This is a genomic window from Nocardia brasiliensis (assembly GCF_042691675.1).
In the GTDB taxonomy this organism is placed as follows: Bacteria; Actinomycetota; Actinomycetes; order Mycobacteriales; family Mycobacteriaceae; genus Nocardia; species Nocardia brasiliensis_D.
Window position 1 is genome coordinate 2,440,056 of the sequence record NZ_CP170507.1, and the last position, 24,917, is coordinate 2,464,972.

General features: G+C 68.6%; 22 protein-coding genes. 8 read left to right on the forward strand and 14 right to left on the reverse strand.

Going from position 1 to position 24,917, the window contains the following annotated elements:
- The first annotated feature begins 127 nt into the window (after positions 1–127).
- Entirely contained in the window at positions 128–1,024 is an 897-nt protein-coding gene (locus ACFK0J_RS11435; protein ID WP_378739196.1) for a tyrosine-protein phosphatase, read from the forward strand.
- Positions 1,025–1,080: 56 nt separating this feature from the next.
- Here ACFK0J_RS11435 and ACFK0J_RS11440 read toward each other — a convergent pair whose 3' ends face one another.
- The gene (locus tag ACFK0J_RS11440) at positions 1,081–3,285 is read right to left on the reverse strand and encodes an elongation factor G-like protein EF-G2 (RefSeq protein WP_378739198.1); all 2,205 of its coding nucleotides are present in this window, start codon (positions 3,283–3,285) and stop codon (positions 1,081–1,083) included.
- A gap of 198 nt (positions 3,286–3,483) precedes the next feature.
- Here ACFK0J_RS11440 and ACFK0J_RS11445 point away from each other — a divergent pair, with 198 nt between their 5' ends.
- Together ACFK0J_RS11445 and ACFK0J_RS11450 are read left to right on the forward strand one after the other, a co-directional pair.
- Complete coding sequence (locus ACFK0J_RS11445) at positions 3,484–4,065, forward strand: GNAT family N-acetyltransferase (RefSeq protein ID WP_378739200.1); 582 nt, start codon at positions 3,484–3,486, stop codon at positions 4,063–4,065.
- 191 nt (positions 4,066–4,256) lie between these two features.
- Positions 4,257–5,579 carry an MFS transporter gene (locus tag ACFK0J_RS11450; RefSeq protein WP_378739202.1) on the forward strand — a complete coding sequence of 441 codons (1,323 nt, stop codon included), beginning with the start codon at positions 4,257–4,259 and terminating at the stop codon, positions 5,577–5,579.
- Between the two features lie 67 nt (positions 5,580–5,646).
- Here the strand turns inward: ACFK0J_RS11450 and lipA are convergent, their stop codons facing one another.
- From lipA to sucB, 5 genes are all read right to left on the reverse strand, one after another.
- Complete coding sequence (gene lipA / locus ACFK0J_RS11455) at positions 5,647–6,663, reverse strand: lipoyl synthase (RefSeq protein ID WP_378739204.1); 1,017 nt, start codon at positions 6,661–6,663, stop codon at positions 5,647–5,649.
- Positions 6,664–6,741: 78 nt separating this feature from the next.
- Positions 6,742–7,473 (reverse strand): lipoyl(octanoyl) transferase LipB, encoded by a 732-nt coding sequence (lipB, locus tag ACFK0J_RS11460; protein ID WP_378739206.1) that lies wholly within the window; start codon positions 7,471–7,473, stop codon positions 6,742–6,744.
- Positions 7,474–7,554: 81 nt separating this feature from the next.
- Positions 7,555–8,091: a GNAT family N-acetyltransferase gene (locus ACFK0J_RS11465; RefSeq protein ID WP_378739208.1), complete on the reverse strand. Its 537-nt coding sequence runs from the start codon at positions 8,089–8,091 to the stop codon at positions 7,555–7,557.
- Positions 8,088–8,996: a TIGR01777 family oxidoreductase gene (locus ACFK0J_RS11470; RefSeq protein WP_378739210.1), complete on the reverse strand. Its 909-nt coding sequence runs from the start codon at positions 8,994–8,996 to the stop codon at positions 8,088–8,090. Before ACFK0J_RS11470 ends, ACFK0J_RS11465 begins: the two co-directional genes overlap by 4 nt.
- Positions 8,997–9,034: 38 nt before the next feature.
- On the reverse strand, positions 9,035–10,849 hold the full coding sequence (sucB, locus tag ACFK0J_RS11475) for a 2-oxoglutarate dehydrogenase, E2 component, dihydrolipoamide succinyltransferase (protein WP_378739212.1): 1,815 nt from the start codon (positions 10,847–10,849) through the stop codon (positions 9,035–9,037).
- A 261-nt stretch (positions 10,850–11,110) separates the two neighbouring features.
- On the opposite strand from sucB, the gene ACFK0J_RS11480 reads away from it, so the two are divergent.
- Positions 11,111–11,473: an oxidoreductase gene (locus ACFK0J_RS11480; RefSeq protein ID WP_378739215.1), complete on the forward strand. Its 363-nt coding sequence runs from the start codon at positions 11,111–11,113 to the stop codon at positions 11,471–11,473.
- Positions 11,474–11,650: 177 nt separating this feature from the next.
- On the opposite strand, the gene ACFK0J_RS11485 is transcribed toward ACFK0J_RS11480, so the two are convergent.
- Entirely contained in the window at positions 11,651–13,162 is a 1,512-nt protein-coding gene (locus tag ACFK0J_RS11485) for a leucyl aminopeptidase (protein WP_378739218.1), read from the reverse strand.
- The gene (locus tag ACFK0J_RS11490; protein ID WP_378739220.1) at positions 13,159–13,959 is read right to left on the reverse strand and encodes a TetR/AcrR family transcriptional regulator C-terminal domain-containing protein; all 801 of its coding nucleotides are present in this window, start codon (positions 13,957–13,959) and stop codon (positions 13,159–13,161) included. The genes ACFK0J_RS11485 and ACFK0J_RS11490 overlap by 4 nt, the downstream gene beginning before the upstream one ends.
- 112 nt (positions 13,960–14,071) lie before the next feature.
- Here ACFK0J_RS11490 and ACFK0J_RS11495 point away from each other — a divergent pair, with 112 nt between their 5' ends.
- From ACFK0J_RS11495 to ACFK0J_RS11505, 3 genes are all read left to right on the forward strand, one after another.
- Entirely contained in the window at positions 14,072–14,677 is a 606-nt protein-coding gene (locus ACFK0J_RS11495) for a GNAT family N-acetyltransferase (RefSeq protein WP_378739222.1), read from the forward strand.
- 84 nt (positions 14,678–14,761) lie between these two features.
- Positions 14,762–15,862, forward strand: coding sequence for a glycine cleavage system aminomethyltransferase GcvT (gcvT, locus tag ACFK0J_RS11500; protein WP_378739224.1), 1,101 nt, complete (start codon positions 14,762–14,764; stop codon positions 15,860–15,862).
- A gap of 625 nt (positions 15,863–16,487) precedes the next feature.
- Entirely contained in the window at positions 16,488–17,585 is a 1,098-nt protein-coding gene (locus ACFK0J_RS11505) for a branched-chain amino acid aminotransferase (protein WP_378739226.1), read from the forward strand.
- Between the two features lie 55 nt (positions 17,586–17,640).
- Here ACFK0J_RS11505 and ACFK0J_RS11510 read toward each other — a convergent pair whose 3' ends face one another.
- The 5 genes from ACFK0J_RS11510 to ACFK0J_RS11530 form a co-directional block, all read right to left on the reverse strand.
- Entirely contained in the window at positions 17,641–18,354 is a 714-nt protein-coding gene (locus ACFK0J_RS11510) for an MBL fold metallo-hydrolase (RefSeq protein WP_378739228.1), read from the reverse strand.
- A gap of 1,000 nt (positions 18,355–19,354) precedes the next feature.
- Entirely contained in the window at positions 19,355–20,104 is a 750-nt protein-coding gene (locus ACFK0J_RS11515; RefSeq protein WP_378739230.1) for an adenosylcobinamide-GDP ribazoletransferase, read from the reverse strand.
- 46 nt (positions 20,105–20,150) lie between these two features.
- Positions 20,151–21,266: a nicotinate-nucleotide--dimethylbenzimidazole phosphoribosyltransferase gene (gene cobT / locus ACFK0J_RS11520; protein WP_378739232.1), complete on the reverse strand. Its 1,116-nt coding sequence runs from the start codon at positions 21,264–21,266 to the stop codon at positions 20,151–20,153.
- Positions 21,267–22,126: 860 nt separating this feature from the next.
- Positions 22,127–22,672, reverse strand: a complete 546-nt coding sequence (cobU, locus tag ACFK0J_RS11525; RefSeq protein WP_378739234.1) for a bifunctional adenosylcobinamide kinase/adenosylcobinamide-phosphate guanylyltransferase — start codon at positions 22,670–22,672, stop codon at positions 22,127–22,129.
- Between the two features lie 208 nt (positions 22,673–22,880).
- Positions 22,881–23,858: a helix-turn-helix domain-containing protein gene (locus ACFK0J_RS11530; RefSeq protein WP_378739236.1), complete on the reverse strand. Its 978-nt coding sequence runs from the start codon at positions 23,856–23,858 to the stop codon at positions 22,881–22,883.
- 84 nt (positions 23,859–23,942) lie between these two features.
- On the opposite strand from ACFK0J_RS11530, the gene ACFK0J_RS11535 reads away from it, so the two are divergent.
- Positions 23,943–24,104 carry a hypothetical protein gene (locus ACFK0J_RS11535; protein WP_378739238.1) on the forward strand — a complete coding sequence of 54 codons (162 nt, stop codon included), beginning with the start codon at positions 23,943–23,945 and terminating at the stop codon, positions 24,102–24,104.
- A gap of 70 nt (positions 24,105–24,174) precedes the next feature.
- On the opposite strand, the gene ACFK0J_RS11540 is transcribed toward ACFK0J_RS11535, so the two are convergent.
- On the reverse strand, positions 24,175–24,846 hold the full coding sequence (locus ACFK0J_RS11540; RefSeq protein ID WP_378739240.1) for a DUF3043 domain-containing protein: 672 nt from the start codon (positions 24,844–24,846) through the stop codon (positions 24,175–24,177).
- Positions 24,847–24,917 lie beyond the last annotated feature (71 nt).

Here is a 24,917-nt window from a genome sequence, read left to right on the forward strand (position 1 = left end):
CAATTCACCCCAATAGTCCAGCGCTGATCCCATTGACTGCCGAAACAATCCCGCTGAGCGGGGCAGATGCGGCGAGTTGGGTGGAACCGCGACACTCGACCTGGAACGAGTTCTACTGTCCCGCGCCATGAAGACTACAGTTCTTTCACTGATTACCGCCGCTCTGGCGACCTTTGCCCTGACGATGACCGCCGCTCCACCGCTCGCGACCGCGCAACCGGAAGCGGAGGCCGCCGTCGCCGCCCGAATAGATTTGCAGGGGGCGGTGAATGCCCGCGATATCGGCGGATATCGCACCTATGACGGAGCCAGGACAAAGTCGGGCAAGGCCATTCGGTCCGACTCGCTGGAAAAGCTGACCGAAGCCGATGTGCAGAAGTTGGCAGGCCTGAATGTCAAGACCGTGATCGACATGCGCACACCGGGCGAGGTGCAGTTCGCCGGTGCGGACAAGCCGATTCCCGGTGCTCAGGCGGTGGCCCGGCCGGTCGACGACACCGGCCTGTTCCAGCGGATGCTGGCCGTGATCCAGACCCGCGATCCGCAGCAGCAGGAGGCAGCGCTCGGCAACGGCAAGGCCGAGCAGATCATGCTGAACATGTACACCACCTTCATCAGCAGCCAGCAGTCCCGTGCCGCGTTCGGACAGACGATCAAGGATCTCGCCAATACCGACAAGGTCACGCTGTATCACTGCACCGCGGGTAAGGACCGCACCGGTTGGTTGACCTATGTGCTGCTGCGTGCGGTCGGCGTACCGGAAGGCACTGCGCGGCAGGACTATCTGCTGTCGAATCAGTATCGCGCCGCCGCGGACGCCGCGCTGCGCCAGCAGGTGAAGCAGGCCGGTTATATGCAGAACCCGGACCTGTTGATCCCGCTCCAGGAAGTTCGTAACGAATACTTGGATGCCGCAATCCAGAAGATGGAGCAGGACTATGGCGATTTCGGCAAGTACCTGACCCAGGGCCTCGGCCTGGACGGCGGATCCATCTTGAAGCTGCGCAGGAACCTGGTCACCTAGTCGAGGAAAGATGTTCGGGCCCATCCGCTTCCGGTGGATGGGCCCGAATGTCGGTGTCAGGCCTGCTTTTTGGCCTGCTCGCGGATCGCGGCGGCCAGCTGGCCCGGCATCGGTTCGTGGCGGGTGTAGGAGCGGGTGAAGTCACCGGTGCCGTGCGAGAGGGAGCGCAGATCGATGGCGTAGCGGCTGAGTTCGAGTTCCGGTACCTCGGCATGGATTCGGGTGCGGCCGCTGCCGTGCGGTTCGGTGCCGAGCACCCGCCCGCGCCGGCCGGACAGATCGCTCAGGACCGGACCTACGTAGTCGTCGGAGACCAGGACCCACACGTCGGCGATCGGCTCGAGCAGGGCGACACCCGCGCCCGCGGCGGCTTCGCGCAGCGCGAGGGCGCCCGCGGTCTGGAAGGCGGCGTCGGAGGAGTCGACTGAATGCGCCTTGCCGTCGAAGAGCGTCACCCGCACATCGACGAGCGGGTATCCGGCGGCCACGCCGCGGGCCGCCTGTGCCCGCACACCCTTCTCCACCGACGGAATGAACTGGCGCGGAACGACTCCGCCCACCACCTTGTCCACGAACTCGATGCCGGAACCGCCGGGCAGCGGCTCGACCTCGATCTCGCAGACGGCGTACTGCCCGTGCCCACCGGACTGCTTGACATGCCTGCCGCGCCCGGTTGCCTTGCCCGCGAACGTTTCCCGCAGCGCGACGCGATGCTCGACGACATCGACCTGCACGCCGAACCTGGTCCGCAACCGCTCCAGCGCGACGTCGCGGTGCGCCTCGCCGAGACACCACAGGACCAGCTGATGGGTTTGCGCGTTGTGCTCGAGCCGCACGGCCGGATCCTCGGCCGCCAGCCGGGCCAGGCTCTGCGAGAGTTTGTCCTCGTCGGCCTTGCTGTGCGCGGTAATCGCGATGGGCAGCAACGGATCCGGCATCTGCCACGGTTCGATGAGCAGCGGTTTGTCGGTGCCCGACAGGGTGTCGCCGGTTTCCGCGCGGCTGAGCTTGGTCACGTAGACGATGTCGCCCGCGATGGCCTGGCCGAGCGGGCGCTGGCCTTTGCCGAACGGTGCGGAGACCGCGCCGACCCGTTCGTCGACGTCGTGGCTCTCGTGGCCGCGGTCTTCCAGACCGTGGCCGCAGACGTGCACCGTGTCGTCGGCGCGCAGCGTGCCGGAGAAGACGCGGACCAGGGATACCCGGCCGACATACGGATCCGAGGAGGTGCGGATCACCTCCGCCGCGAGCACGCCGTCCGGGTCGCAGTCGAGTTGGCGTCGGGTGTTGCCGCCGATGGCGGTGACGGCGGAGACGATGTGCTCCGCGGGGGTCGGGAACCCGCCGGTGATCAGGTCGAGCAGTTCGACGGTGCCCAGGCCCTGCTTGGCGCCCTCCGGCGCGGGCGCGCCGAACAGGACCGGATGAAAACTACCCCGGGCCACAGCCCGCTCGAGATCGGTGAGGAGGGTGGCGTGGTCGATTTCCTCGCCGCCGAGATAGCGATCCATCAGGGTTTCGTCTTCGCTTTCGGCGATGATGCCCTCGATCAGCCGGTTGCGCGCCTCCGCCAGCATGGGCAGCTGCTCGGGCGACGGTTCGGTCTCCACCCGCTCGCCGGAGGAGTAGTCGACCACGCAGTTCGGTAGCAGCTCGATCAATCCGGTGACCGGGCGATGGCCGTCCGGGCTCTTCGGGCCGTACACCGGAAGATGGAGCGGGAGAATGTTTTCCGACGCGCCGCCGCCGAGGACGGTGCGGCAGGTCTCGGTCATCTCGTCGAAGTCCGCCCGTGCGGTGTCCAGATGGGTGAGCACGATCGCGCGCGGCATCCCGACCGCCGCGCATTCCTCCCACAGCGCACGGGTTGCCCCGCTGACGCTCTCCGCGCCCTCGGCCGCCGAGATGACGAACAGCGCCGCGTCGGCGGCGCGCAGGCCCGCCCGCAGCTCACCGACGAAGTCCGCGTATCCGGGGGTATCCACCAGGTTGATCTTCATCCCGGCCCAGGCCAGCGGCACCACCGATAGCTGCACCGAACGGTGCTGCCGATGTTCGATCTCGTCGTAGTCCGACAGGGAGGTTCCGTCCTCGACCCGCCCGGCCCGATTCACCGTCCCCGTGGTCAGCGCCATCGCCTCGACCAGTGTCGTCTTCCCCGACCCGCTGTGCCCGACCAGCACCACATTGCGTATTTGATCCGGCCGCTCGGCCGTAACTACTCTGCCGTTGCCCCCAGCAGTTCCACTCGACTTGTCCACTGTGCGTCTCGCTTCCCTCGCGCCCCGACACGTGCGGTACTCCGAGCTTCCCACCGGCGGTCGCCGCGCGTCCACGGATCGCCAGATCCGATGCCGCGGACTGCGCGGTTCGTCCTCGGGCGCGTTCCCGAACCGGCGGGGAGCGACCTGCGCGGAAACCACTTGCCGCGTCCTCGCCGGACTGCGCAAGATGGCTGGGTGTTGATCTCCGATGGCGTTGTCGCACTGCGTCCGATCACCGTCGCCGATGCCGAGGCGCATCTGGCCGGGGAAGACGACGAGCTGGCCCGGTGGTTGAACGGCGGCCGGGGCACGCTGGAAACGGTTGTGCGGCACTTCGATCGGTGCGTGCGGCGGTGGCAGGAGAACGGGGACAGCCGGACGTTCGCGGTGCTGGACGTGGCGAGCGGCGCGCTGGCGGGGACGGTGGATGTGCACACGCGGCAGCCGTATCTGACCGAAGGGCAAGCCAACCTCGCCTATGGGATCTATCCGCGCTGGCGCAAGCGGGGGTATGCGACACGGGCGGTCGCGCTTGTTTGCCGGTACCTCGCGGAGTCCGGCTTCGCAGACCAAGCGGTCATTCGGGTTGCACCGGAGACTCACGCGTCGGCGGCGGTGGCTCGCCGAGCCGGATTCGTCTACCGCGATACCGGGGAGGACGACGACGGACGCGTCACCGACCGGTACCTCCGCTCAGTGAGCGTCGCCGATGGCGACTGCGGATTCCGGTTCGACGAGGAACTCCGGTCGGAACCGTCCGGGCGCGCGGAGCAGTGAGTCGGTGGGCCCAGCGCTGAGGACGCCGGGAAGCGTTCGTTGATCTGCGTGGGGCGCGACGACAGGACGCTTCCGTCGAGGAGATGTCGAAACGTGTAGTCCCGCTACGACTTGCGTGGGACAGCTCGAACTGGTGGCCCGGACGGGCGCGGGACTTGACCGGTGGGCGCCTGCCGGACGAGAGTGCGCGGATGGTTGTCACACCCGATGTGTCTCGCGCGACGCTGCGCAAGGTCACCCTTCGACTGGTGCCGTATCTCGGACTGCTGTATTTCGTGAACTATCTGGACCGGGTGAATATCAGCTTCGCCGGGCCCAGCGGGATGAAGACCGATCTCGGGCTCACCGAGACGGCGTTCGGGCTGGCATCGGGGATCTTTTTCATCGGGTATCTGGTGCTCGAGGTGCCCAGCAACCTGGCGTTGCACAAGTTCGGGGCGCGGCGCTGGATTGCCCGGATTCTAGCCAGCTGGGGTGTGGTCGCGACCGCGATGGCGTTCGTGCCCAACGAAACCGTGCTGTACATCCTGCGATTCGCGCTCGGCGTGGCGGAGGCGGGCTTCTTTCCCGGGATCCTGCTGTACCTCACGTATTGGTTCCCGCAGAACCAGCGGGCGAAGGTGGTCGCGCTGTTCATGGTCGCCATCCCGTTGTCCACCGCGCTCGGCTCGACCGTGTCGAGTCTGATCATCGAATACGGCGACGGGGTGTTCGGCCTCAGTGGCTGGCGGTTCATGTTCCTCGTCGAGGGCTTGCCCGCGGTCGTGCTCGCGGTGGTGACCTGGTTCTACCTCACCGACACCCCCGCGCAGGCACGCTGGCTGACCCGCGCCGAACGGCAGTGGCTCAGTACCGAACTCGCCGCCGAGCAGGCCGCCATGGAAAAGGCGGAACAGTGGACCTTGCGTAAAGCCCTCACCGACTCGCGGGTGCTCGGCCTCGCCTTCGTCTATGGCGGGATCGTCTACGGGTTGTATGCGCTGGGGTTCTTCCTGCCGACGATCATCAAGGGTTTCGAGCAGCAGTACGACACGCACTATTCGGTGGTGCAGCGCGGCCTGATCAACGCGGTGCCCTACCTCATCGGCGCGGTGGTGATGGTGTGGTGGAGCAGGCACGGCGACCGCAGCGGAGAACGCCCCTGGCACGTCGCCGTTCCCGCCCTGCTCGGCGGCCTCGCCATCCCCGTGGCGCTCTACCTCGGCAACCCGCTCGCGGCCATGGTCGCGGTCACCGTCTGCGCGGTCGGCGTACTCGCCGCCCTGCCCACCTTCTGGGCCCTGCCGAGCGCCTTCCTCACCGGCGCCGCCGCGGCGGGCGGCATCGCCCTGATCAACTCGATCGGCAACCTCAGCGGCTTCGCGGCACCGTACATCACCGGCGGCCTGAAGGATTGGACCGGCACCCAGCGCGCGGGCCTATGGGTCGTCGGCGTGTGCATGATCGCCTCAGCCATCGGCGTTCTGGTGCTATGGAAGCGCACCCGTGTCCGGGTCCTCGAGGATTCGGCCTGACCTCGAGGATTCGGCCGTGCCTCGATTCTCGCTGCGCGGCCGAACAATTCGTACGCGGCGAAAGAACTCAGCTGCCGAAGCGGGCCAGGACGGCGGAGGCCTCTTGGGAGGCGGTGCCTTCCTTGGCGAGATGTGCCATGGCGGGGGCGATTTCGCGGCCGTGGAAGGCCATTGCCTGCGTGTACAGGCGGCCCGCGCGGTACGAGGAGCGGACCAGCGGTCCGGCCATCACGCCAGCGAAGCCGATCTCCTCGGCCATCTTCGAGTGCTCGACGAACTCCTCCGGCTTCACCCAGCGATCGACGGGGTGGTGCCGGGGGGAGGGGCGCAGGTACTGGGTGATGGTGAGGATGTCGCAGCCTGCTTCGTGCAGGTCGCGCATGGCCTGGGTGACCTCTTCCGGGGTCTCACCCATGCCGAGGATCAGGTTGGACTTGGTGACCAAGCCGGCCTCGCGCGCCGCGGTGAGCACGGAAAGGGAGCGCTCGTAGCGGAAGGCGGGGCGGATGCGCTTGAAGATGCGCGGCACCGTTTCCAGGTTGTGCGCCAGCACTTCCGGGCGCGACGAGAACACCTCGGCCAGCTGGTCGGGGACGGCGTTGAAGTCCGGGATGAGCAGCTCGACGCCGGTGTTCGGGTTGAGTTGCTTGATGGCGCGCACAGTTTCGGCGTAGAGCCAGGCGCCGCCGTCATCCAGGTCGTCGCGGGCGACGCCGGTGATGGTCGAGTAGCGCAGACCCATCGCCTGCACGCTCTCGGCGACCCGGCGCGGCTCGTCCCGATCGAGCGCGGCCGGTTTGCCGGTGTCGATCTGGCAGAAGTCGCAGCGGCGGGTGCACTGCTCGCCGCCGATCAGGAAGGTGGCCTCACGGTCTTCCCAGCATTCGAAGATGTTGGGACAGCCCGCCTCCTCACACACCGTATGCAAGCCTTCGCGTTTGACGAGGCCCTTGAGCTCGGAATACTCCGGGCCCATCTTGGCCTTCGTACGAATCCATTGAGGCTTGCGCTCGATCGGGGTCTCCGCGTTGCGCGCCTCGATGCGTAGCAGTTTGCGTCCTGCCGGTGCTTGAGCTGAGGTCACTAGATCGACATTACGCCTACCGGGTTGCGCGCTCGCCGCCCCTCCTGCCGGTGTGACGCGCGCTATACCGGCACGCCGTCACTCCACCGTCTCGGGCCGCGGCGTCGACGGCAGTCGCACATCGTGGTCGGTCACCGGGAGCTCACCGTTCAGTGCCCTGGCGATCGCGTCGGCGACGAGCGGCTTCACTTCCGCCACCGTCACCTCGCGACCGAGCTCGCGGGTCAGCGTGGTGACGCCGGCGTCGCGGATGCCGCAGGGAACGATCGCCTGGAAGCCGTCCATCGCGGAATTGCAGTTGAGCGAGATGCCGTGCAGCGCAACGCCACGCTGCACCCGCACACCGATCGCGGCGATCTTGCGCTCGGCGAACAGGTCGGTCGCGGGCAGCCAGACGCCGGAACGGCCCTCGACCCGGCCGCAGGTCAGGCCGAGATCGGTACAGACGGTGATCAGGGCTTCCTCGAGGCGGCGCACGTAGTGGACGACGTCCACCGGCTCGGCGAGTCGCACGATCGGGTAGCCGACGAGCTGGCCCGGCCCGTGCCAGGTGATCTTGCCGCCGCGGTCCACCTCCACCACCGGGCTGCCATCGATCGGCAGATCCTCGGCCTCGGTCCGGCGGCCCGCCGTATAGACCGAGGGGTGCTCGAGCAGCAGCAGGCGATCGGATCCGATGCCTTGGGCCCGCTCGGCGGCGATGGTCCGCTGCCGATCCCAGGCGCTGTGATAGTCGATGAGTCCGAGATCCTCGACCACGATCGGGGTCGTATCGAATCGGGCGGACCACGTGGTGCGCGTGTCGTTCACGTCCTTGACGGTACGCCGGACGGGTTCTGCTGATCCAGCAGTCTCCTGTGGTGAGTGCCACAGGTTAGCGGGGGTATCGGGCTAGCGCGCGTGCACGGGCAGCGTCAGCTGCATGAGGGTCAGATCCATCCAACGCCCGAACTTGTGGCCGACCTCGGGGAACTCGCCGACGGTACGGAAGCCGAAGCGCTCGTGCAGCTGGATCGAGCCGGAGTTGCCCGATTCGATGCCCGCGATGATCGCGTGCACGTCGCCGGACCGCCGTGCCCGCTCGATCAGCTCGGTGAGCAGGGCGGTAGCGATGCCGCGGCGCTGGAAGCGTTCGTCGACGTACACCGAATTCTCCACGGTGAAGCGGTAACCCGCCTTGGGCCGCCACGGCCCGTAGCTCGCGTAGCCCGCGACCACACCGTCGATCTCGGCCACCAGGATCGGCAGGCCCGCGGCAGTGCGCTCCTCGAACCAGGCGAGGCGATCGTCGAGGCCGACCTGCTCCAGGTCCCAAATCGCGGTGGAGGTGGCGATATTCGCGTTGTGGATCGCGAGGATGGCGGGCAGGTCGTCGCGGTGCGCGTCCCGGATGAGGGTGTCGGTGCGGGTGTCGAGCTGTTCGGTCATCGATCGTCTCCGGGTCGTCCCACCGTCGCGGCCAGTGCGGCGCCGATGGTGGGGTGTTGGAACTCGTAGCCCGCCTCCTCGAGGGCCGTGGGTATTGCGCGCGGTCCGCGCAGAATCGCCTCGTGCGCGAATTCACCGATCAGCGCCCGCAGCGCGAACGCGGGGACCACCAGCGGCGTCGGCCGGTGCAGGGACCGGCCGAGCGCGCGGCTGAACTCGGCGTTGGTGACCGGTGCCGGGCCGACCACATTGACCGGACCGGTGAGGGTGTCGTTGCTGAGCGCGAAGACGATCGCGCCGATCTCGTCGGCCAGGGAGATCCACGGCGTGTACTGGCGTCCACTGCCGAGGCGGCCACCCAGGCCGAGCGAGTACAGCGGATGCAGCATGCTGAGCAGGCCACCGTGTCGGGACAGCACGACGGCGCTGCGCAACAGCACCGTGCGCACGCCCGCGTCGGCGGCCGGGCGAGCCGCGGCCTCCCAGTCGCCGCACAGCGTGGCGAGGAAACCCGAACCGGCGGGCGAGGTTTCGTCGACCACCCGGTCGCCGGTGTCGCCGCCGTAGTAGTGCACGCCGCTGGCATTCAGCAACGTCGGCACACCCGCTTTGACGACCGCATCGGCCAGCACGTCGGTCGGGGTGATCCGGCTGTCACGCAGCTCCTGTTTGAAGCTGCCGTTCCAGCGGCGCCGCCCGATGCTCGCGCCGCACAGGTTTACCACCGCGTCCGCGCCGCGCAGTGCCCGTTCGTCCAGCTCGGCACGGACGGGGTCCCAGGCGAATTCGTCCGGACCCGCCACCCGCCTGCGTACCAGGCGGGCGACGTCGTGCCCGTCGCGGCGCAGAGCCGCGACGAGCGCTGTCCCGATCAGTCCGGACGAACCGGCGATCACGACCTTCATGCGAGCATGACGACCTTCCTGCGGTGTCCGGCCCGCGGTCAGAGACCGAGGTCGGCCTCGAACGCCGCTTCCTCGAGCCGGTGCCGGATCGTGGTGAGGAAACGACCCGCGTCGGCGCCGTCGATCAGGCGGTGGTCGTAGGTGAGCGGCAGGTAGCACATCGAACGGACGCCGATGGACTCACCGCCGGTCTCGTCGGTGACCACCACCGGACGCTTGACGATCGCACCCGTGCCGAGCATGCCCGCCTGCGGCGGAAGCAGGATCGGGGTGTCGAACAGGGCGCCCTGACTGCCGATGTTGGTGATGGTGAAGGTGCCACCGGCCAGCTCGTCCGGCTTCAGGCCACCGTTGCGGGCGCGGTTGGCGATGTCGGCGATGGCGCGTGCCAGGCCGGCCAGCGACAGGTCGCTCGCGTTGTGGATCACTGGGGAGAGCAGGCCCTGCTCGGTGTCCACGGCGATGCCGAGGTGCACCGCGGCGTGGTAGGTGACCTCCTTGGAGGAGTCGTCGTAGCTGGCATTGACGTTCGGGTGCACGCCGAGCGCCTCGACGACGGCCTTGGCGAAGAACGGCAGGAACGTCAGGTTGACGCCCTCGCGCTCCTTGAACGCCGCCTTGGCCTGGGCGCGCAGCGTCGCGATCTTGGTGACGTCGGCCTCGTGCACCTGGGTGAGCTGCGCGGTGGTGCGCAGCGATTCCAGGGTCTTGGTCGCGGTGATCTGACGGATGCGGTTCGCCTTCTGCACGGTGCCGCGCAGGTGTGCCAGCTGCGGGCGCGCGGCCGCGGGGGCGGCCGGTGCCTTCTTGGCGGCGGGAGCGGCCGGAGCGGCGGCTGCCGGGGCCGGTGCCTTCTTGGCCTCGGCGGCGGCGAGCACGTCCTGCTTGCGGATGCGGCCGCCGACACCGGAACCGGTGAGCGAGGACAGGTCGACGCCGTTCTCCTCGGCCAGCTTGCGGACCAGCGGGGTGACGTACGGGGTGGCGCCGTTGCCGCCGGAATCCGCCTCGGTGGCGGTGGCAGCGGGAGCCTTGGCCGCGGCGGGCGCCGGAGCCTTGGGGGCCGCGGGCTTGGCGGGCTGTTCCGGCGCGGGACCCTGCTTGGGCTCGGGGGCCGCTTCCTGCTTGGGCTCGGGCTTGGGTTCCTGCTTCGGCTCGGGCTTGGGCGCGGGCGCCTGCTCGGCCTTCGCGGGGGAGCCGCTGCCGATCACGCCGAGCTGTCCACCCACAGCGACGACATCGTCTTCCTGCGCGGTGATCTCGAGCAGCTTGCCCGCGACCGGCGAGGGGATTTCGGTGTCGACCTTGTCGGTGGAGACCTCGAGCAGCGGCTCGTCGACGGCGACGTCGTCACCGACGGCCTTGAGCCACCGGGTCACGGTGCCCTCGGTGACCGACTCGCCCAGTTCGGGCATCTTCACCGGGGTGCCGTCGCCGGACGACGCGGGCGCGGCTTCGGCGGCGGGGGCCTGGGCCGGTTCTTCCTGAGCGGCGGGTTCCGGCTCGGGTTCGGCGGCAGGCGCTTCCTCGGCGGGCGCTTCCTCGGCGGGCGCTTCCTGCGCGGGCGCCTCGGCGGCTTCGGGGGCGGGAGCCGAGCTCGACTCGGATGCCTCACCGGCCTCGCTGATCACGCCGAGCTCACCACCGACCTCGACCACATCATCTTCTTGGGCGACGATCTTCGACAGCACGCCCGCCTGGGGGGACGGGATCTCCGTGTCGACCTTGTCGGTGGAGACCTCGAGCAGCGGCTCGTCGACCTCGACCGTGTCTCCTTCCTGCTTCAGCCACCGGGTGACCGTTCCCTCGGTGACGCTCTCACCAAGAGCTGGCATCTGGACGGAGAAGGCCATGTCCTCTGACTCCTCTGACTGCTCGACGGGTTTCTACAACAGTTGATCTCTCGGCGGACACCCGTCGCGGGTTGCGGCGCGAGTCCGAAAGCCACCGATCATTGTGCGTGGCACCGGAGATCTGTGTGGTTCTTGTACCGCGATCCATCCTTGCACTCGTCCGTGCGGCGCGTAGCACAAGGGCAGTGAACTTAATTGACCTGGCAAGATGGGGAGACCGGCGCGAGCGATGCGCCGGGGTTGGAAAGGAGGTGCGCGTCGTTGGGTTTGCTGGATCGTTTCCGAGGCGGCGCGGCCCGGGGTGGTGGCGCGGTACGTGCGGTTTCCGGGGGGCGCGAGGACGCCCGCTATCTCGCCGAGTGGGTCCGCACGCACACCGGCGTCGAAGGCTATCTGGAGCCGAAAACAACCGTGACCGATGTCACTGTGGTGCTGATCGCCGCCGACGGCGAATGGACCCGCCGGATCGTCGGTGAGCGCGGAGCACAGCGGCTTGCCAAGGATTTGCGGATTCCCGTCTACGACGTCGGCAAGACCGGATATCCACAACGGATGCGCGATTACGACGCGCGCAAGCGCATCGAACGGCAGCGCGCGTTCGAAGCCGAACTCCGCGACCTGTAGGCGTCGCGAGGCTCGCCGTACCCGGCCGGTACCGCCGATCGACGGAGTCCCGCGCACCGATCGGCGTCGCGTGTCGCGGCTTGCCGAAGGGCGCGCCGGAGCCTTGGCTGAAACGTGCGCGGGGGCTGTCGGTCGGTGCGCCGTCCGGGGCGCAGAGCTCCGGACGGCGCGTGCGACTCATTCCGCGGCGATGTCCTCGATGACGGCGATCAGGGTGCGGACCGGGACGCCGGTGCCGCCCTTGCCGATGTAGCCGAACGGGCCGCCGGTGTTGTAGGCCGGGCCCGCGACGTCGAGGTGGGCCCACTGGATGCCCTCCGGGACGAATTCCTTCAGGAACAGTCCGGCCGTGAGCATGCCGCCCCAGCGGTGCGAGGCGACGTTGGCCAAGTCGGCGATCTTCGAGTTCAGATCGGCGCGCAGTTCGGTGGGCAGTGGCATGGCCCAGCCGTTTTCGCCGATCTCGCGGGAGATCCGGGCGACCCGGTCGCGGAACTCGTCGGTGCCCATCACGCCCGGGGTGCGGGTGCCGAGTGCCACCAACTGGGCGCCGGTCAGGGTGGCCACGTCGATCAGGTAGTCGGGTTCGTCCTCGCTCGCCCGCACGATCGCGTCGGCCAGGATGAGGCGGCCCTCGGCGTCGGTGTTGAGCACCTCGACGGTGGTCCCGCCGTACTGGGTGAGCACGTCACCCGGGCGCTGCGCGGTGGCCGACGGCATGTTCTCCGCCATTGGAACGGTCGCGGTGACGGTGACCGGCAGGCTCAGCCGCGCGGCGAGCAAGGTGGCGGCGATGACGGCGGCGGCGCCCGCCATGTCCGAGGTCATGTTCTCCATGTTCTGTGCGGGCTTGATGGAGATGCCGCCGGTGTCGAAGGTGATGCCCTTGCCGACCAGCGCGACCTTCTTCGGTCCGCCCGGGTAGGTGATCCGGACCAGCCGCGGCGGCCGCGAGGAACCCTTGCCCACGCCGAGCACGCCGCCGTAACCGCCTGCCTCCAGGGCGTTTTCGTCGAGCACCTCGACTTCCAGCCCGGCCGCCTCGGCCAGTTCCCGCGCGCGGGAAGCGAATTCATCGGGGTAGAGGTGGCTGGGCGGGGTGTTGACGAAATCCCGTGCGGTAGCTACGGCTTCGGCGATCAGCTGCGCGCGGAACAGTTCCTCTTCACCGAAATCCGGCTCGGGTACGAGCAATTCGACCTTGGCCACCGGGCGCTCGTCCGGCTTCGGCGCGGACTTGTCCGACTTGAACGGCGTGAACGTGTAGGCGCCGAGGTAGAAACCCTCCGCTGCGGCGCCGAGGTCGAGGCCCGACAGCGTGGTCACCACGAGTTCGGTGCCGGACAGCGAGCGGGCAGCGACTCCGGCGGAGCGGCGGATCTGCTCGGCGTCGATCTTGTCGGCGGCGCCGAGGCCGACCGCGAGCACGCTCGTCACGCCGTCGAGTGCGGCGGGGGCCGGCACCCTGGTCAGTTCCTCGGCCTTGCCCTTCGCGCCGACCGCGCCGAGCTGGTCCAGCAGTTCCGCCCGGATCTCGGCGGTGAGTACATCGCCGAACAGGTCCTCGGGCACGATGGCGGGACCGTTCTCGGACGAGGTCAATCCGAGAACGAGCACATCGGTGTCCGCGCCGATGGTCTGCGTGCGGGCGAGTTCCGGTCCGAGTGAACGATCTGCAACAGCGGTCATGGCCACAGGTTACTGGGCTGGCGGATCGCGATTCCGTCGAGGAGCAGCGCGAGTCCGGCCTGCATCAATCGATCGAAATCCAGCTCGGGTCCGGGCGGGCCGTCGGCGAACAAGCGGTGCAGGACGGGTCGGATGGCCGGGTCGAGCTGCTCGGTGAAGTCGGCGGGCAGGTCCCGCGGTCCGGGGCTGCGGATCCGGTCGGCGCGTTCCGAGCTCCACAGCAAGGCCAGGCCCTGAACCAATCCGGAGAACGACAAGTAGACCGCGAGCATGGCCTCCCGACTCAGACCGCGCTCGTCCAATGCGGCGAAGGAGCGTTCCAGGATGTCCAAGAGCGCGGGACCCACCGGTGGGCGGGTGCGCGCCAGGATCGGCAGCATCCATGGGTGGCGCTGGTACAGATCCCATTCCTCGCGTGCCTCGTGTTCGAGTCTGGTCCGCCAGTCGGCCAGTTCGGTAGCGGGCGGGCGGATTTCGGCGAGCACGAGTTCGGCCATTTCGCCGAGGAGTGCTTCGCGATCGGGGAAATGGCGGTACAGGGCGGCGGTGGCCGCGCCGAGCTCGCTGGCCAGGCGACGCATGGACAGTCCGTCGATGCCGTCTCGGTCGGCCAGGTCGACGGCGGCCCGCAGGATGCCGACCGTGGTGAGCCGGGTCGGGCGGACGGTGCGCGGCGGCGGGGTTACTTCGTCGCGCCGAGCCCGATAGGCGCGGGCCTGACAGGAGCGGGAGCAGTACCGGCGCTTGCGGCCGCGGGACGGTTGGGTGAGGGCGTTCCCGCAGAGCTCGCACGTCATGCCGGACCTCCATTTCGACACACGAACACGTGTGACGAAATTCTAGCTATGCCTGTGTGAGATACCTACATTGGCGAGAGCACACAGTGTTCACATCGGGAAAGGTCAACGGATGGAGCTCATAGTTCGGCAGGCGAGCGCACAGGATCGCGACGCTGTCATCGAGGCGTTCGGGGTGGCCAGCGTGGACGAGGCGGTCACCGCGTGGGTGTTGGCGGGATATCCCGTCGACGAGTTCCGTCCCCGGTATGTGCCCGCCCTCATCGACCGGGCGTTGCGCGACGACGAGATATGGCTCGCGGGTGCGGGTTCGGAGATCTGGGCGGTGTCGCTCTGGCAGCACGTGACTTCGGTGGAACGCTTCGAGGCCGAAGCTGCGGAGGCGCGGGCGACGGCCGACGGTGCTCCGGACGTTCGGCCGCTGCAACGCGTGGCCACGGTTACCGAGCTGCTGGCGCGGGAGCATCCTCGGGAATTCCCGCACCGCTACCTCCAGGTGATCGTCACCGTGCCGGAGCATCGGGGGAAAGGTGCGGGCGGCGCGATTGTCACCGATCGGGTGAAGGCCGCGTCGGAGGCCGGGGTACCGGCATTTCTCGAGGCGAGTACGGAACGTTCGGCGCGGCTGTACACCCGGTGCGGATTCGCTCGCACCGGCGTCACGCACACGTTGCCCGAGGGTGGGCCCACGCTGATCCCGATGTGGTTCCGCGGCTGATTCTCAGCGGTGCCGTCTGAGCACCCAGACGGCACCGACGAGGGAGCGGGCCCGGAGTGCGGGCTCGGCGGATAAGCTCGCCGGGTGACCGATTCGAACCTGCTGCAAGGCCCTATCCATGGTGTACACGTCGAGCTGGGGGCGACTTTCGCGCCGTTCGGCGGGTGGGAAATGCCCGTCTCGTATGCGGGGACGGTGGCCGAACATCAGTCGGTCCGCAGCACGGTCGGACTGTTCGACGTCAGCCATCTCGGCAAAGCGACGGTGCGGGGTGCGGGCGCCGCGGCATTCGTGAACTCGGCGCTCACCAACGACCTCGGCCGGATCCGGCCGGGCAAGGCGCAGTACACGCTGTGCTGCACGCCCGACGGCGGCGTGATCGACGACCTGATCGCCTACTACGTGAGCGACGACGAGATCTTCCTGGTGCCCAATGCCGCCAACACCGCGGCGGTGGTCGCGGAGCTGCGGAAGGTGGCGCCCGAGGGCATCACGGTGACCGATGAGCACCGCGAGTACGGAGTGTTCGCGGTGCAGGGTCCGCGCTCGACCGAGGTGCTGGCGGCACTCGGGCTGCCGACCGAGATGGAATACATGGCCTACACCGACGCCGAATGGGACGGGCGTCCGGTGCGCGTCTGCCGCACCGGCTACACCGGCGAACACGGTTACGAGCTGCTGCCCCGCTGGGCCGACGCCGAGCCGCTGTTCCGTGCCCTCATCGAACAGGTGCGCGCCGCCGACGGCCAGGCCGCGGGCCTCGGCGCCCGCGACACATTGCGCACCGAAATGGGCTACCCGTTGCACGGCCACGAGCTGTCCCTGGAGATTTCCCCGGTCCAGGCCCGCACCGGCTGGGCCGTCGGCTGGAAGAAGCCGGAATTCTGGGGTAAAGCCGCCCTGGAAAAGGAGAAATCGGCAGGCCCGCGCCGAACCCTGCTCGGCCTCAAAGCCCTCGACCGCGGCGTCCTCCGCCAAGGCCAAACCGTCCTGCGCGACGGTGAGCCCGTCGGCGAAACCACCTCCGGCACCTTCTCGCCCACCCTCAAAATCGGCATCGCCCTCGCCCTGCTCGACACCGAAGCAGGCATCGAGCCCGGCACCGAGGTCGAGGTAGACGTGCGAGGTCGCCGCCTCCGCTGCGAGGTCATCCGCCCACCGTTCGTGGAGACCAACACGAAGTAGGCACACCACGCCGCGGAGCGTGTGCGCCTTGCCGGAACCTCTGCGACCCATACCGTGTGGGTTCGCAGGGGCCCTGCACCTTTCTGGCGGCATCGCGCAGCCTCGCGCCTCCTTTGGCGGCTTCGTCTGGCATCGCAGAACCTGCGCACCTTCTCGAGCGAGGCACGGCGTGTTGCGCGGCAGGTCGGTGCGGGGGACCGCGGAAGGGTGCGCCCGCTGAAGGTGCATGGGACTGCTGAAGGTGCGTGGCACTGCTTGAAGGTGCACAGGGACGCGGAGGGTGCGCGGGACCGCGGAAGGTGCGCGGGAACGTGGAGGGTACGCGGGAACGTGGAACGGTGCGCCCGCTGAAGGTGCGCGGGACCGCGGAAGGTGGGCACGGCCGGGGGAGGCTGTTCGACCAGGCTCGCGGTCTGGTGTCGTGGAACACGGCGTGTCGCGCGGGAGGTTGCGGCGTGGCGGGTGATCGGGTGGGCAGGGTGCGAACTGTGCGGTGTGGTTTCCTGGGACGAATTGGGGCGCACGATGCACTTTGATGCCCGAGGGGCGGTGGGGGCGGGAAGTTCTGCGGTGGGGTGGCCGATCGGGCGCAAAGCTGGAAACCGGCCCGGATAGGATCAGGCACATGACCGTTGCTGCACAGTTTGCCCGTGTCCCGCATCCCGCGCCCGCCCCGGCGCAGCGGCGACAAGAGGTACTGGCGGCGCCCGGGTTCGGGCGGTTCTTCACCGACCACATGGTTTCGATCGACTACACCGACTGCGAGTGGACCAACGCACGCGTCGAGCCGTACGGCCCGCTTCCCCTCGACCCCGCGACGATGGTCTTCCACTACGGCCAGGCCATCTTCGAGGGACTGAAGGCGTATCGGCACAACGACGGCAGCGTCGCCTGCTTCCGCATCGACGCGAACGCCGCGCGGTTCCGCAGGTCCGCCCGCCGGATGGCGATGGCCGAGCTGCCCGAAGAACTGTTCATCGAGTCCGTGCGTCAGCTGCTCGAGGTGGACCGCGACTGGGTGCCCGCGGCGGGCGGGGAGGAGTCGCTGTACCTGCGGCCCTTCATGTTCGCCACCGAAGCCGGGCTCGGCGTGAAGCCCGCCTCCGGATACAAGTACCTGCTCATGGCCTCCCCGGCCGGCGCCTACTTCCCGCGCGGCGTCAAGCCGGTGCGGGTGTGGCTGTCGACCGAGTACGTGCGCGCCGCGCCCGGCGGCACCGGCGAGGCCAAGGTCGCGGGCAACTACGCCGCCTCGCTGCTCGCTCAGGCGGAGGCGACGGAGAAGGGCTGCGACCAGGTGGTCTGGCTGGACGCCTGCGAGCGCCGCTACGTCGAGGAGATGGGCACCAACAACCTGTTCTTCGTCTTCGGCTCCGGCTCCGAGGCGCGCTTGGTCACGCCCGAGCTGTCCGGTGCGCTGCTGCCCGGCATCACCCGTGACTCGCTGCTCACCCTGGCCGCCGACTCCGGTTTCGTCGTCGAAGAGCGCAAGGTCTCGGTCGAGGAATGGCGCAAGGGCGCCGAATCCGGGGAAATTACCGAGGTTTTCGCGTGCGGCACCGCCGCCGTGATCACCCCCGTCGGCTGGGTCCGCTCCGCCGACGGCGAATTCACCATCGGCGGTGGCGAACCCGGCGAGGTCACCATGGCGCTGCGCGACACCCTCACCGGGATCCAGCGTGGCACCTTCGCCGACATCCACGGGTGGATGCGCACGATGTAGTCGGCGAGTGGCACACCATGGTGGAGGCCTCTCGCACCATGGTGTGCCACTCGACTCAGCTGGGCATGAACATGTGCCATTCGTCGAGGGTTTTGGGGCGCAGGACGTAGTTGTTGTCCCGGACAGTGGAGAGTGGGGCGTGCGGCTCCTGGGAATACCAGTGGCCGGGGTAGACGACCGGGTCGCCGGGTAAGTCGGCTAAGTAGCGCAGGCTGCGGAACATCTCGTCGGAGTCGCCGCCCGGGAAATCGGTGCGGCCGCAGCCGTCTACGAACAGGGTGTCGCCTGCGATGAGCCGGTTGTCGAAGAGGAAGCATTGGCTGCCCGGCGTGTGCCCGGGGGTGTGCAGCAGTTCGATGTCGAAGGCGCCGACGCTGACCTTGTCGCCGTGTTCGTGGCCGGTGAGCTCGCTCGGCGCGATGCCGGTGACGTTGGCGACCCAGGAAAGCTCCTGCGCGTTGATATGTACTGGGACACTTGTCTTTTCGAGCAGTTCGCGCACGCCGCGCAGGGTGAAACCGAGCATTGTTCCGCCCACGTGGTCCGGATGGTGATGGGTGGCCAGCACCCCCGTCAGCCGCAGCCCGTCCCCCTCGGCGATATCCACCAGATCACCCGCCGCGTACGCGGGATCCACCACCAAACACTCACCGGTTTCCTGATCGCCGATCAGATACGCGAAATTTCGCATCTGCGTCGCAATCGGATCGCCGACGGCGTAGTCCCTCCCCGACAACAGCTGGCGAAAATACAGGCGCTCAGAAGACATACCGCACACCTTATTGCCCGACCCAGACGATCCGCGCGCCGCAACCGCAAATCCCTCGCCACCCCCCACCCAAAACCCGACCCCCGCCACCACCACACACCCAACCAAGATCAACGGGACGTGGCTGAGCCAAAGTGCGAGTGGCGGCTCCATGGTGTCCCGTTGATCGTGAACCTTGGGCTGGCGTCGAGCCTGGACCGAAGGCCGATCACGTCGCGCACTGCCGCCGACAATGGTCCCGCTGGAGTTTCAGGCCGTGATCAACGGGACATGGCTGAGGCAAAGTGCGAGTGGGGGCTCCATGGTGTCCCGTTGATCGTGAACCTTGGGCTGGCGTCGAGCCTGGACCGAAGGCCGATCACGTCGCGCACTGCCGCCGACAATGGTCCCGCTGGAGTTTCAGGCCGTGATCAACGGGACATGGCTGAGGCAAAGTGCGAGTGGGGGCTCCGTGGTGTCCCGTCGATCATGAACTTAGGGTTTGGCGTCGAGCCTGGACCGAAGGCGGATCACGTCGCGCACTGCCGCCGACAAATGGCCCCGCTGGAGTTTCAGGCCGTGATCAACGGGACATGGCTGAGGCAAAGTGCGAGTGGGGGCCCCGTGGTGTCCCGTTCATCGTGAACCTTGGGTCTGGCGTCGCGCCTGGGGGTGAGCGCTGGTCAATTCGCGCGCTGACGACGATGGCCCGGTCGGGTATGGCCCGGTCGGGTCCGGGCCGAGCCGTGATCGAACGGGACATGGTTGAGGCATTGTGCGAGTGGAGACTCCGTGACGTCCCGTTGATCATGAGCCTCGGCGTCTGGCGTCTGGCGACGGGCGTCGGGCGTTGGGCGTTGGGCGTTGGGCGTCGGGCGTCTGGCGGTGCTGGCGGCGGTCGCTCCGGCCGGGGCTGTCGACCGATGGTCGAGGGCCGGGTCGGAGCGTGATCAACGGGACGTGGCTGAGGCAAAGTGCGAGTGGGGGCTCTGTGGTGTCCCGTTTGATCAGCGGTGATGGGTTAGGGGGAAAGGGAGAGGGTGGCTGCGGTTAGGGCGGTGGTTAGTTCGATGGTGGCGCCTAGGGTGTCGCCGGTGAGGCCGCCGAATCGGTGGGTGGTGTGGTGGGTGAGGGCGGTGGATGCGGCTAGGGCGAGGAGGATGGTGAGGGGGCCGAGCCAGGGGTGGTTGGGGGTGGCGAGGACGGCGGCGGCTAGGGCTGCGGTGGACCATGCTGCGGCGATGAGGGGGTTCTGGGTGCCTGCGACGAGGGCGCCGAAGTTGGTTTCGGGGGCGGCGGCGATGCCCTTGCGGCAGGCGAGGACTACTGCGATGCGGCCTACCGTGACCGCGAGGGCGACGGCGAACCAACGGTCCGCCTCGGCCAGTGCGGCGAACGAAAATGCTTGGACGCCAATGGAGAACACGATGGCGGCGACGCCGAAGGGGCCCGCGCCGCCAGTCTTCATGATCCGCCTGGCCCGCTCGGGCGGGCCGTAACTGCCGAGGCCGTCCATCGTGTCGGCGAGGCCGTCGAGATGCATGCCACGCGTCACCAACGCCAGCGCCCCGACCACCAGCAGACTGGCAAGCAACGAACTCGCCCCGACCCAGATCAGCACCCACAGCAGTCCGGCCGCCCCGGCCCCCAGCAGCGCCCCGACCAACGGCGCCAACGCAATTGCCCGTCCGGCTACCGCACGATCCACACTCACCGGCCCACGCACCGGCAAGACGGTGAGCCAGGACATCGCGAGCCGCAAGCTGTTCATCGCTGCGGACCTGGCTTGCACCACTCCGGAGCTGACGGCCGGTCGCTCATTTCCGCAGATCCGGCGCTGCCGGGGGAGTGTCCGCGGGGACGGTGAGTTCGATGTTGTCGGCGGTGTCGGTGTCGGCGGTGCTGACGCCCGCGTCGGCGAAGGTGGACATTTCGGCGAGGGCGGCTACCGCGGCGCGGAGGATGGGCAGGGCGGTGAGGGCGCCGGACGCTTCGCCGAGGCGCATATCGAGGTCCAGCAGCGGGTCCAAGCGGAGACGTTGCAGAGCCAGGTTGTGGGCGGGCTCGGTAGAGCGGTGACCGGCCAGCCACCACGCGGAGGCGCCAGCGGCAAGGTCTTCGGCGACCAGCGCGGCGGCCGTGACTACCACGCCGTCCAAGATCACCGGGGTGCGTCGAGTGGCGGCCTGGGCGAGGAACGCGGTGATGGCGGCGAAGTCCGCGCCCGCTGCGACACGCAACAGTTCGACCGGGTCCTTGACGACCGGGCGGGCCCGGCGCATGGCATCGCGGATCGCGGCGACCTTGCGTGCCCAGCCCGCGTCGTCCACGCCGGTGCCGCGGCCGACGGCGGCAACGGGTTCGGTGTCGGTGAGCGTTGCGATGAGCGCCGTGGCGGGGGTGGTGTTGCCGATGCCCATGTCGCCCGCGATGAGTAGGTCGGCGCCCGCGTCGATCTCCTCGTCGGCGATCGCCTTGCCCGCCGCGAGCGCGGCCTGGACCTCTTCGACGGTGAGCGCGTCCGCACGGTCGATGGATCCGCTGGAGCGGCGCACCTTGTGCTTGGCGACCAGCGGATCGGTGTCGGCATCGACGGAAATATCCGCGACCCGGACGGTGGCCCCCGCGACGGCGGCGAGCGCGTTCACCGCCGCACCGCCGCCGAGGAAGTTCGCGACCATCTGCGCGGTGACCTCGCTCGGATAAGCCGAAACTCCGTGTCGCGCAATGCCGTGATCCCCGGCGAACACCACCACCCTGGCCCGCTCGAACTGCTTCGGCGGGCACACACCCTGACACGCCGCCACCCAGTTGCCGAGCTCCTCCAACCGCCCGAGCGCCCCACCCGGTTTGGTCAACTGCGCCTGCCGCCGCTCGGCCGCCACCCGAACCTGCGCGTCAGGAGGCGCAACCGGTCCAAATCCGTGTGTCACTATCGAGCCTTTCCGGTCAGGACGGTCCATACACTCATACGCCGCCCAATCTTGCCCGCCGGGGACATCGCTCCGCACATCAGCCGCCCCGACCCGCCGCTGGGCGCGTAGTTCGTCGCACGTCGCACAGGTGTCCGCTGCGTATGCGGAGTGTGCCCCGGCCGGGCGGGTGGGCTCGCAGGTGGTGTGCGGCGGCCGGTGCAAACGTGTGATGTCGTCCCTCGCCTGCGCGTGTGGCCTGTCGAACTGTGCGGCAGGCTGCTGGCTCTGAAGTGCCGCGCATCTGAGGACCAAGCCGCAGCGCTCGCTACATCTGAAGCTCGTTCATGGAGCGTGCGTCCGTGCGTCCGTGCGTCCGTGCGTCCGTGCGTCCGTGCGTCCGTGCGTCCGTGTGGCCGTGTGGCCGTGTGGCCGTGTGGCCGTGTGGCCGTGTGGCCGTGTGGCCGTGTGGCCGTGTGGCCGTGTGGCCGTGTGGCCGTGTGGCCGTGTGGCCGTGTGGCCGTGTGGCCGTGTGGCCGTGTGGCCGTGTGGCCGTGCGTCCGTGTGGCCGTGTGGCCGTGTGGCCGTGTGGCCGTGCGTCCGTGTGGCCGTGTGGCCGTGTGGCCGTGTGGCCGTGTGGCCGTGTGGCCGTGTGGCCGTGTGGCCGTGTGGCCGTGTGGCCGTGTGGCCGTGTGGCTGTGTGGCCGTGTGTGCGGTCGCTACGTGCAGGTGCGTGGCTTGTGGCGAACTGTGCAGCGCGCCGCCGTGCGCAAGATGCGTGACTGGTCGCGCTGTTCGGCATGCCGCCTATCGACGTGTCACGCAGAGCGCAAGCGCTGGCTGTGGGCGGCGACGCTATGCGGAGGCGTCTCCGTGCCGAATCACTTGAGGCGCAATGGGAGTCCGGCCACGACGAGGAACGCCTCATCGCAAACGTGTGCGAGGCGTTGGTTGAGGGTGCCGATTTCGTCGCGGAAGAGGCGGCCGGAGCGGGTGGCGGGAATGACGCCCATGCCGACTTCGGGGCTCACGATGATCAACCGGTGCGGGTAGGCGGCTACGGCGGCAACCAGGGTGTCGGCGTCGGGGGAGACGGTGCCGCGCGGGGATTCCCAGGCGTCGCGGGCGTCGATGCGAGCGGTGAGCCAGGTGCCGATGTCATCGATCAGCGTCGTGCCCTCCGGCGCGGGGGCACTGAGAACAGCTGCCGGGTCGGCACTTTCGACCAAGGCCCAGTCGGCGGGCCTGCGGTCGCGGTGCGTCGCGATGCGTGCGGCGAAGTCGAGGTCGGCGGGATCAGGAATCGAGGTCGCGACATAGCGAACCGGACCGGCCGACTCACCGGCCAGCTCCTCGGCATAGGCCGATTTCCCCGACCGGGCACCACCGAGCACAAGAGTCCGGCGCGACGAGACACTGTGCGACACGTCAGCACGGTATCAATACCCGGTCCAGTCAGGTGTACGCCTGTGCGGAGGGTTGGCTGCCGAGCTCTGCGTCACGCAGCAGCCCACGTGGGTCGCGAGGCATAACCTCGGCTCGCTCCCGCGGGCCAGGGCCCACTGCCTGTGACTTGCCGATCGGGCAAGGCAAGTCCCCAGTGCTCCGACGGGCCGGACCGGTGACGCGGCCGCGCTAGGCGGGCGCCTCCACCACTTCCGGGGAAGCCCCGAACCGCCGCCGGTACTCCGTGGGCGCGATCCCGACGAGCCGCTGGAAGTGGTGGCGCAGCAGGGCTCCGGAGCCGAATCCGGCGCGGGCGGCGATTTGTTCAAGGCCGAGGTCGGTTTCCTCGAGCAGCTGTTTGGTGAGCAGGACGCGCTGGTTGGTCAACCACTTCACCGGGGTGGTGCCGGTTTCGGCGGCAAACCGGCGGGCGAAGGTCCGCGTGGACATGTTGGACCGCGCGGCGAGGTCTTCGATGGTGTGCGGAAGGTCGAGGTTCTCGTTCATCCACTGCAGGGTGGGGATGAGGCTGTCGGAGGTGCAGGTGGCGACGGGGCGCTCGATGAATTGACGCTGTCCACCGTCGCGCTGCGGCGGCACGACCATCCGCCGCGCGATCGCGTTGGCCACGGCGCTGCCGAGTTCGCGGCGGACCAGGTGCAGGCAGGCGTCGATGCCCGCGGCGGTGCCCGCGCTGGTGATCAGGTCGCCTTCGTCGACGAACAGCACGTCGGGGTCGACGGTCGCTTCGGGGTACAGCTCGGCGAGCTCCTCCACATAACTCCAGTGTGTGGTGCATTTCCGACCGTTCAACAGCCCGGCCGCGCCCGCCAGGAAGGCGCCTGAGCACACGGTGAGCACGGTCGCCCCGGCCGCCGCGGCGTCCCGGACGGCGTCGACGATGCGCGGATCGAATCCGGTTTTAGCCGACGCGGCCGGGATGGCGACCAGGTCCGCCGTCGCGAGCTCTTCGAGGCCGTATTGCGGTGTCAGGCTGATGCCCGGCGTGCTGGAGTGCAGCGGCTTGCCCGGTTCGGCACTACAGACCCGGAAATCGAAGGTAGGCAGCCCGTCGGCACTGCGGTCGAGTCCGAAAACCTCGCAGACGACCCCGAATTCGAACATGGCCATGCGCTCGGACAGTACGACGGCGACCTTCGACAGCATGCGCCCAGTATATGGCTGGATCTTTGCGAACTATGACAGTACTGCCACTTTCGGCTGTAACTCAACGAGCGCAAAATTACTGCCATGATTACTTTTCTGATCACCATGGCAGTCATCATCGGTTTCGCCGTCCTGGTGAGCCGCTACTCCGCCCCAGCCGCGGGTTCGTCCAACGTCATCGACCGTGACGCGCAGCGCACACAGGCCGACCTGTCGGCGCTGCTCGGCCGAACCTCCAACATCTGATCCCATGCCCCCGCCACCGAAAGCGGCCCGGCTCGTACCCACGAGCCGGGCCGCAATCAGGTGCGTGGGACTAGACCGCTTCGCCCGGCTTGACCCGCGGCTTGGGCGCCCGCATCTTGCGGATCTGCGAGGCCCGCACGAACGCGTACCAACCGAGCTTGTAACCGGTGTCGGTGGTGTCCGGGAAACGCTCCCTGACCCGGTTGTTCACGATCCGTCCGAGCAGGAAGCCCTCGGCGATCATGAACGCCATCATCACCAGCATCGCCAGCGTGACGATCGTCTGCAGCGCGGGTGCGACGAACATCGACATGATCAACACGAGCGCCATCGGCATGAACAAGCCGACCAGGTTGCGCCTGCCGTCGACGATGTCCCGGACGAACGCCCGCACCGGACCCTGATCGCGCGGCAGCAGGTACTTCTCCTCGCCGGCGAGCATGCGGTTGCGGCGATCCGCGACCGCGGCCTTTCGCTCGGCGGAGGCTAGTTTGCGCTCCTGCCGACTGCCGCGGGCGGCCTTGCGCCGGGCGCGGGCCTCCTTCGCGGTGAGCGGTGCCGGAGCTACCGGGCCACGGCGCTTGCCTTGTGCGTCACGGCGTTTCGGGGTGGGACGGCCCTTGCCCGCGGTGGCGGTGACCGCCGTGCGAGTGGAGCCCGCGGCCGAGTCACCGTCCGCGACCGCCGTCTGATCGGCGGTCGCGTCGGTGGTGCTGGACTCGCCGCGACGGAACAATTTCACATGGACCAGGCTATTCGATGTGATTACGTCGCGGGAAACGCGGTCCGATTCGCGCAGGTCTGCAGGCTGCC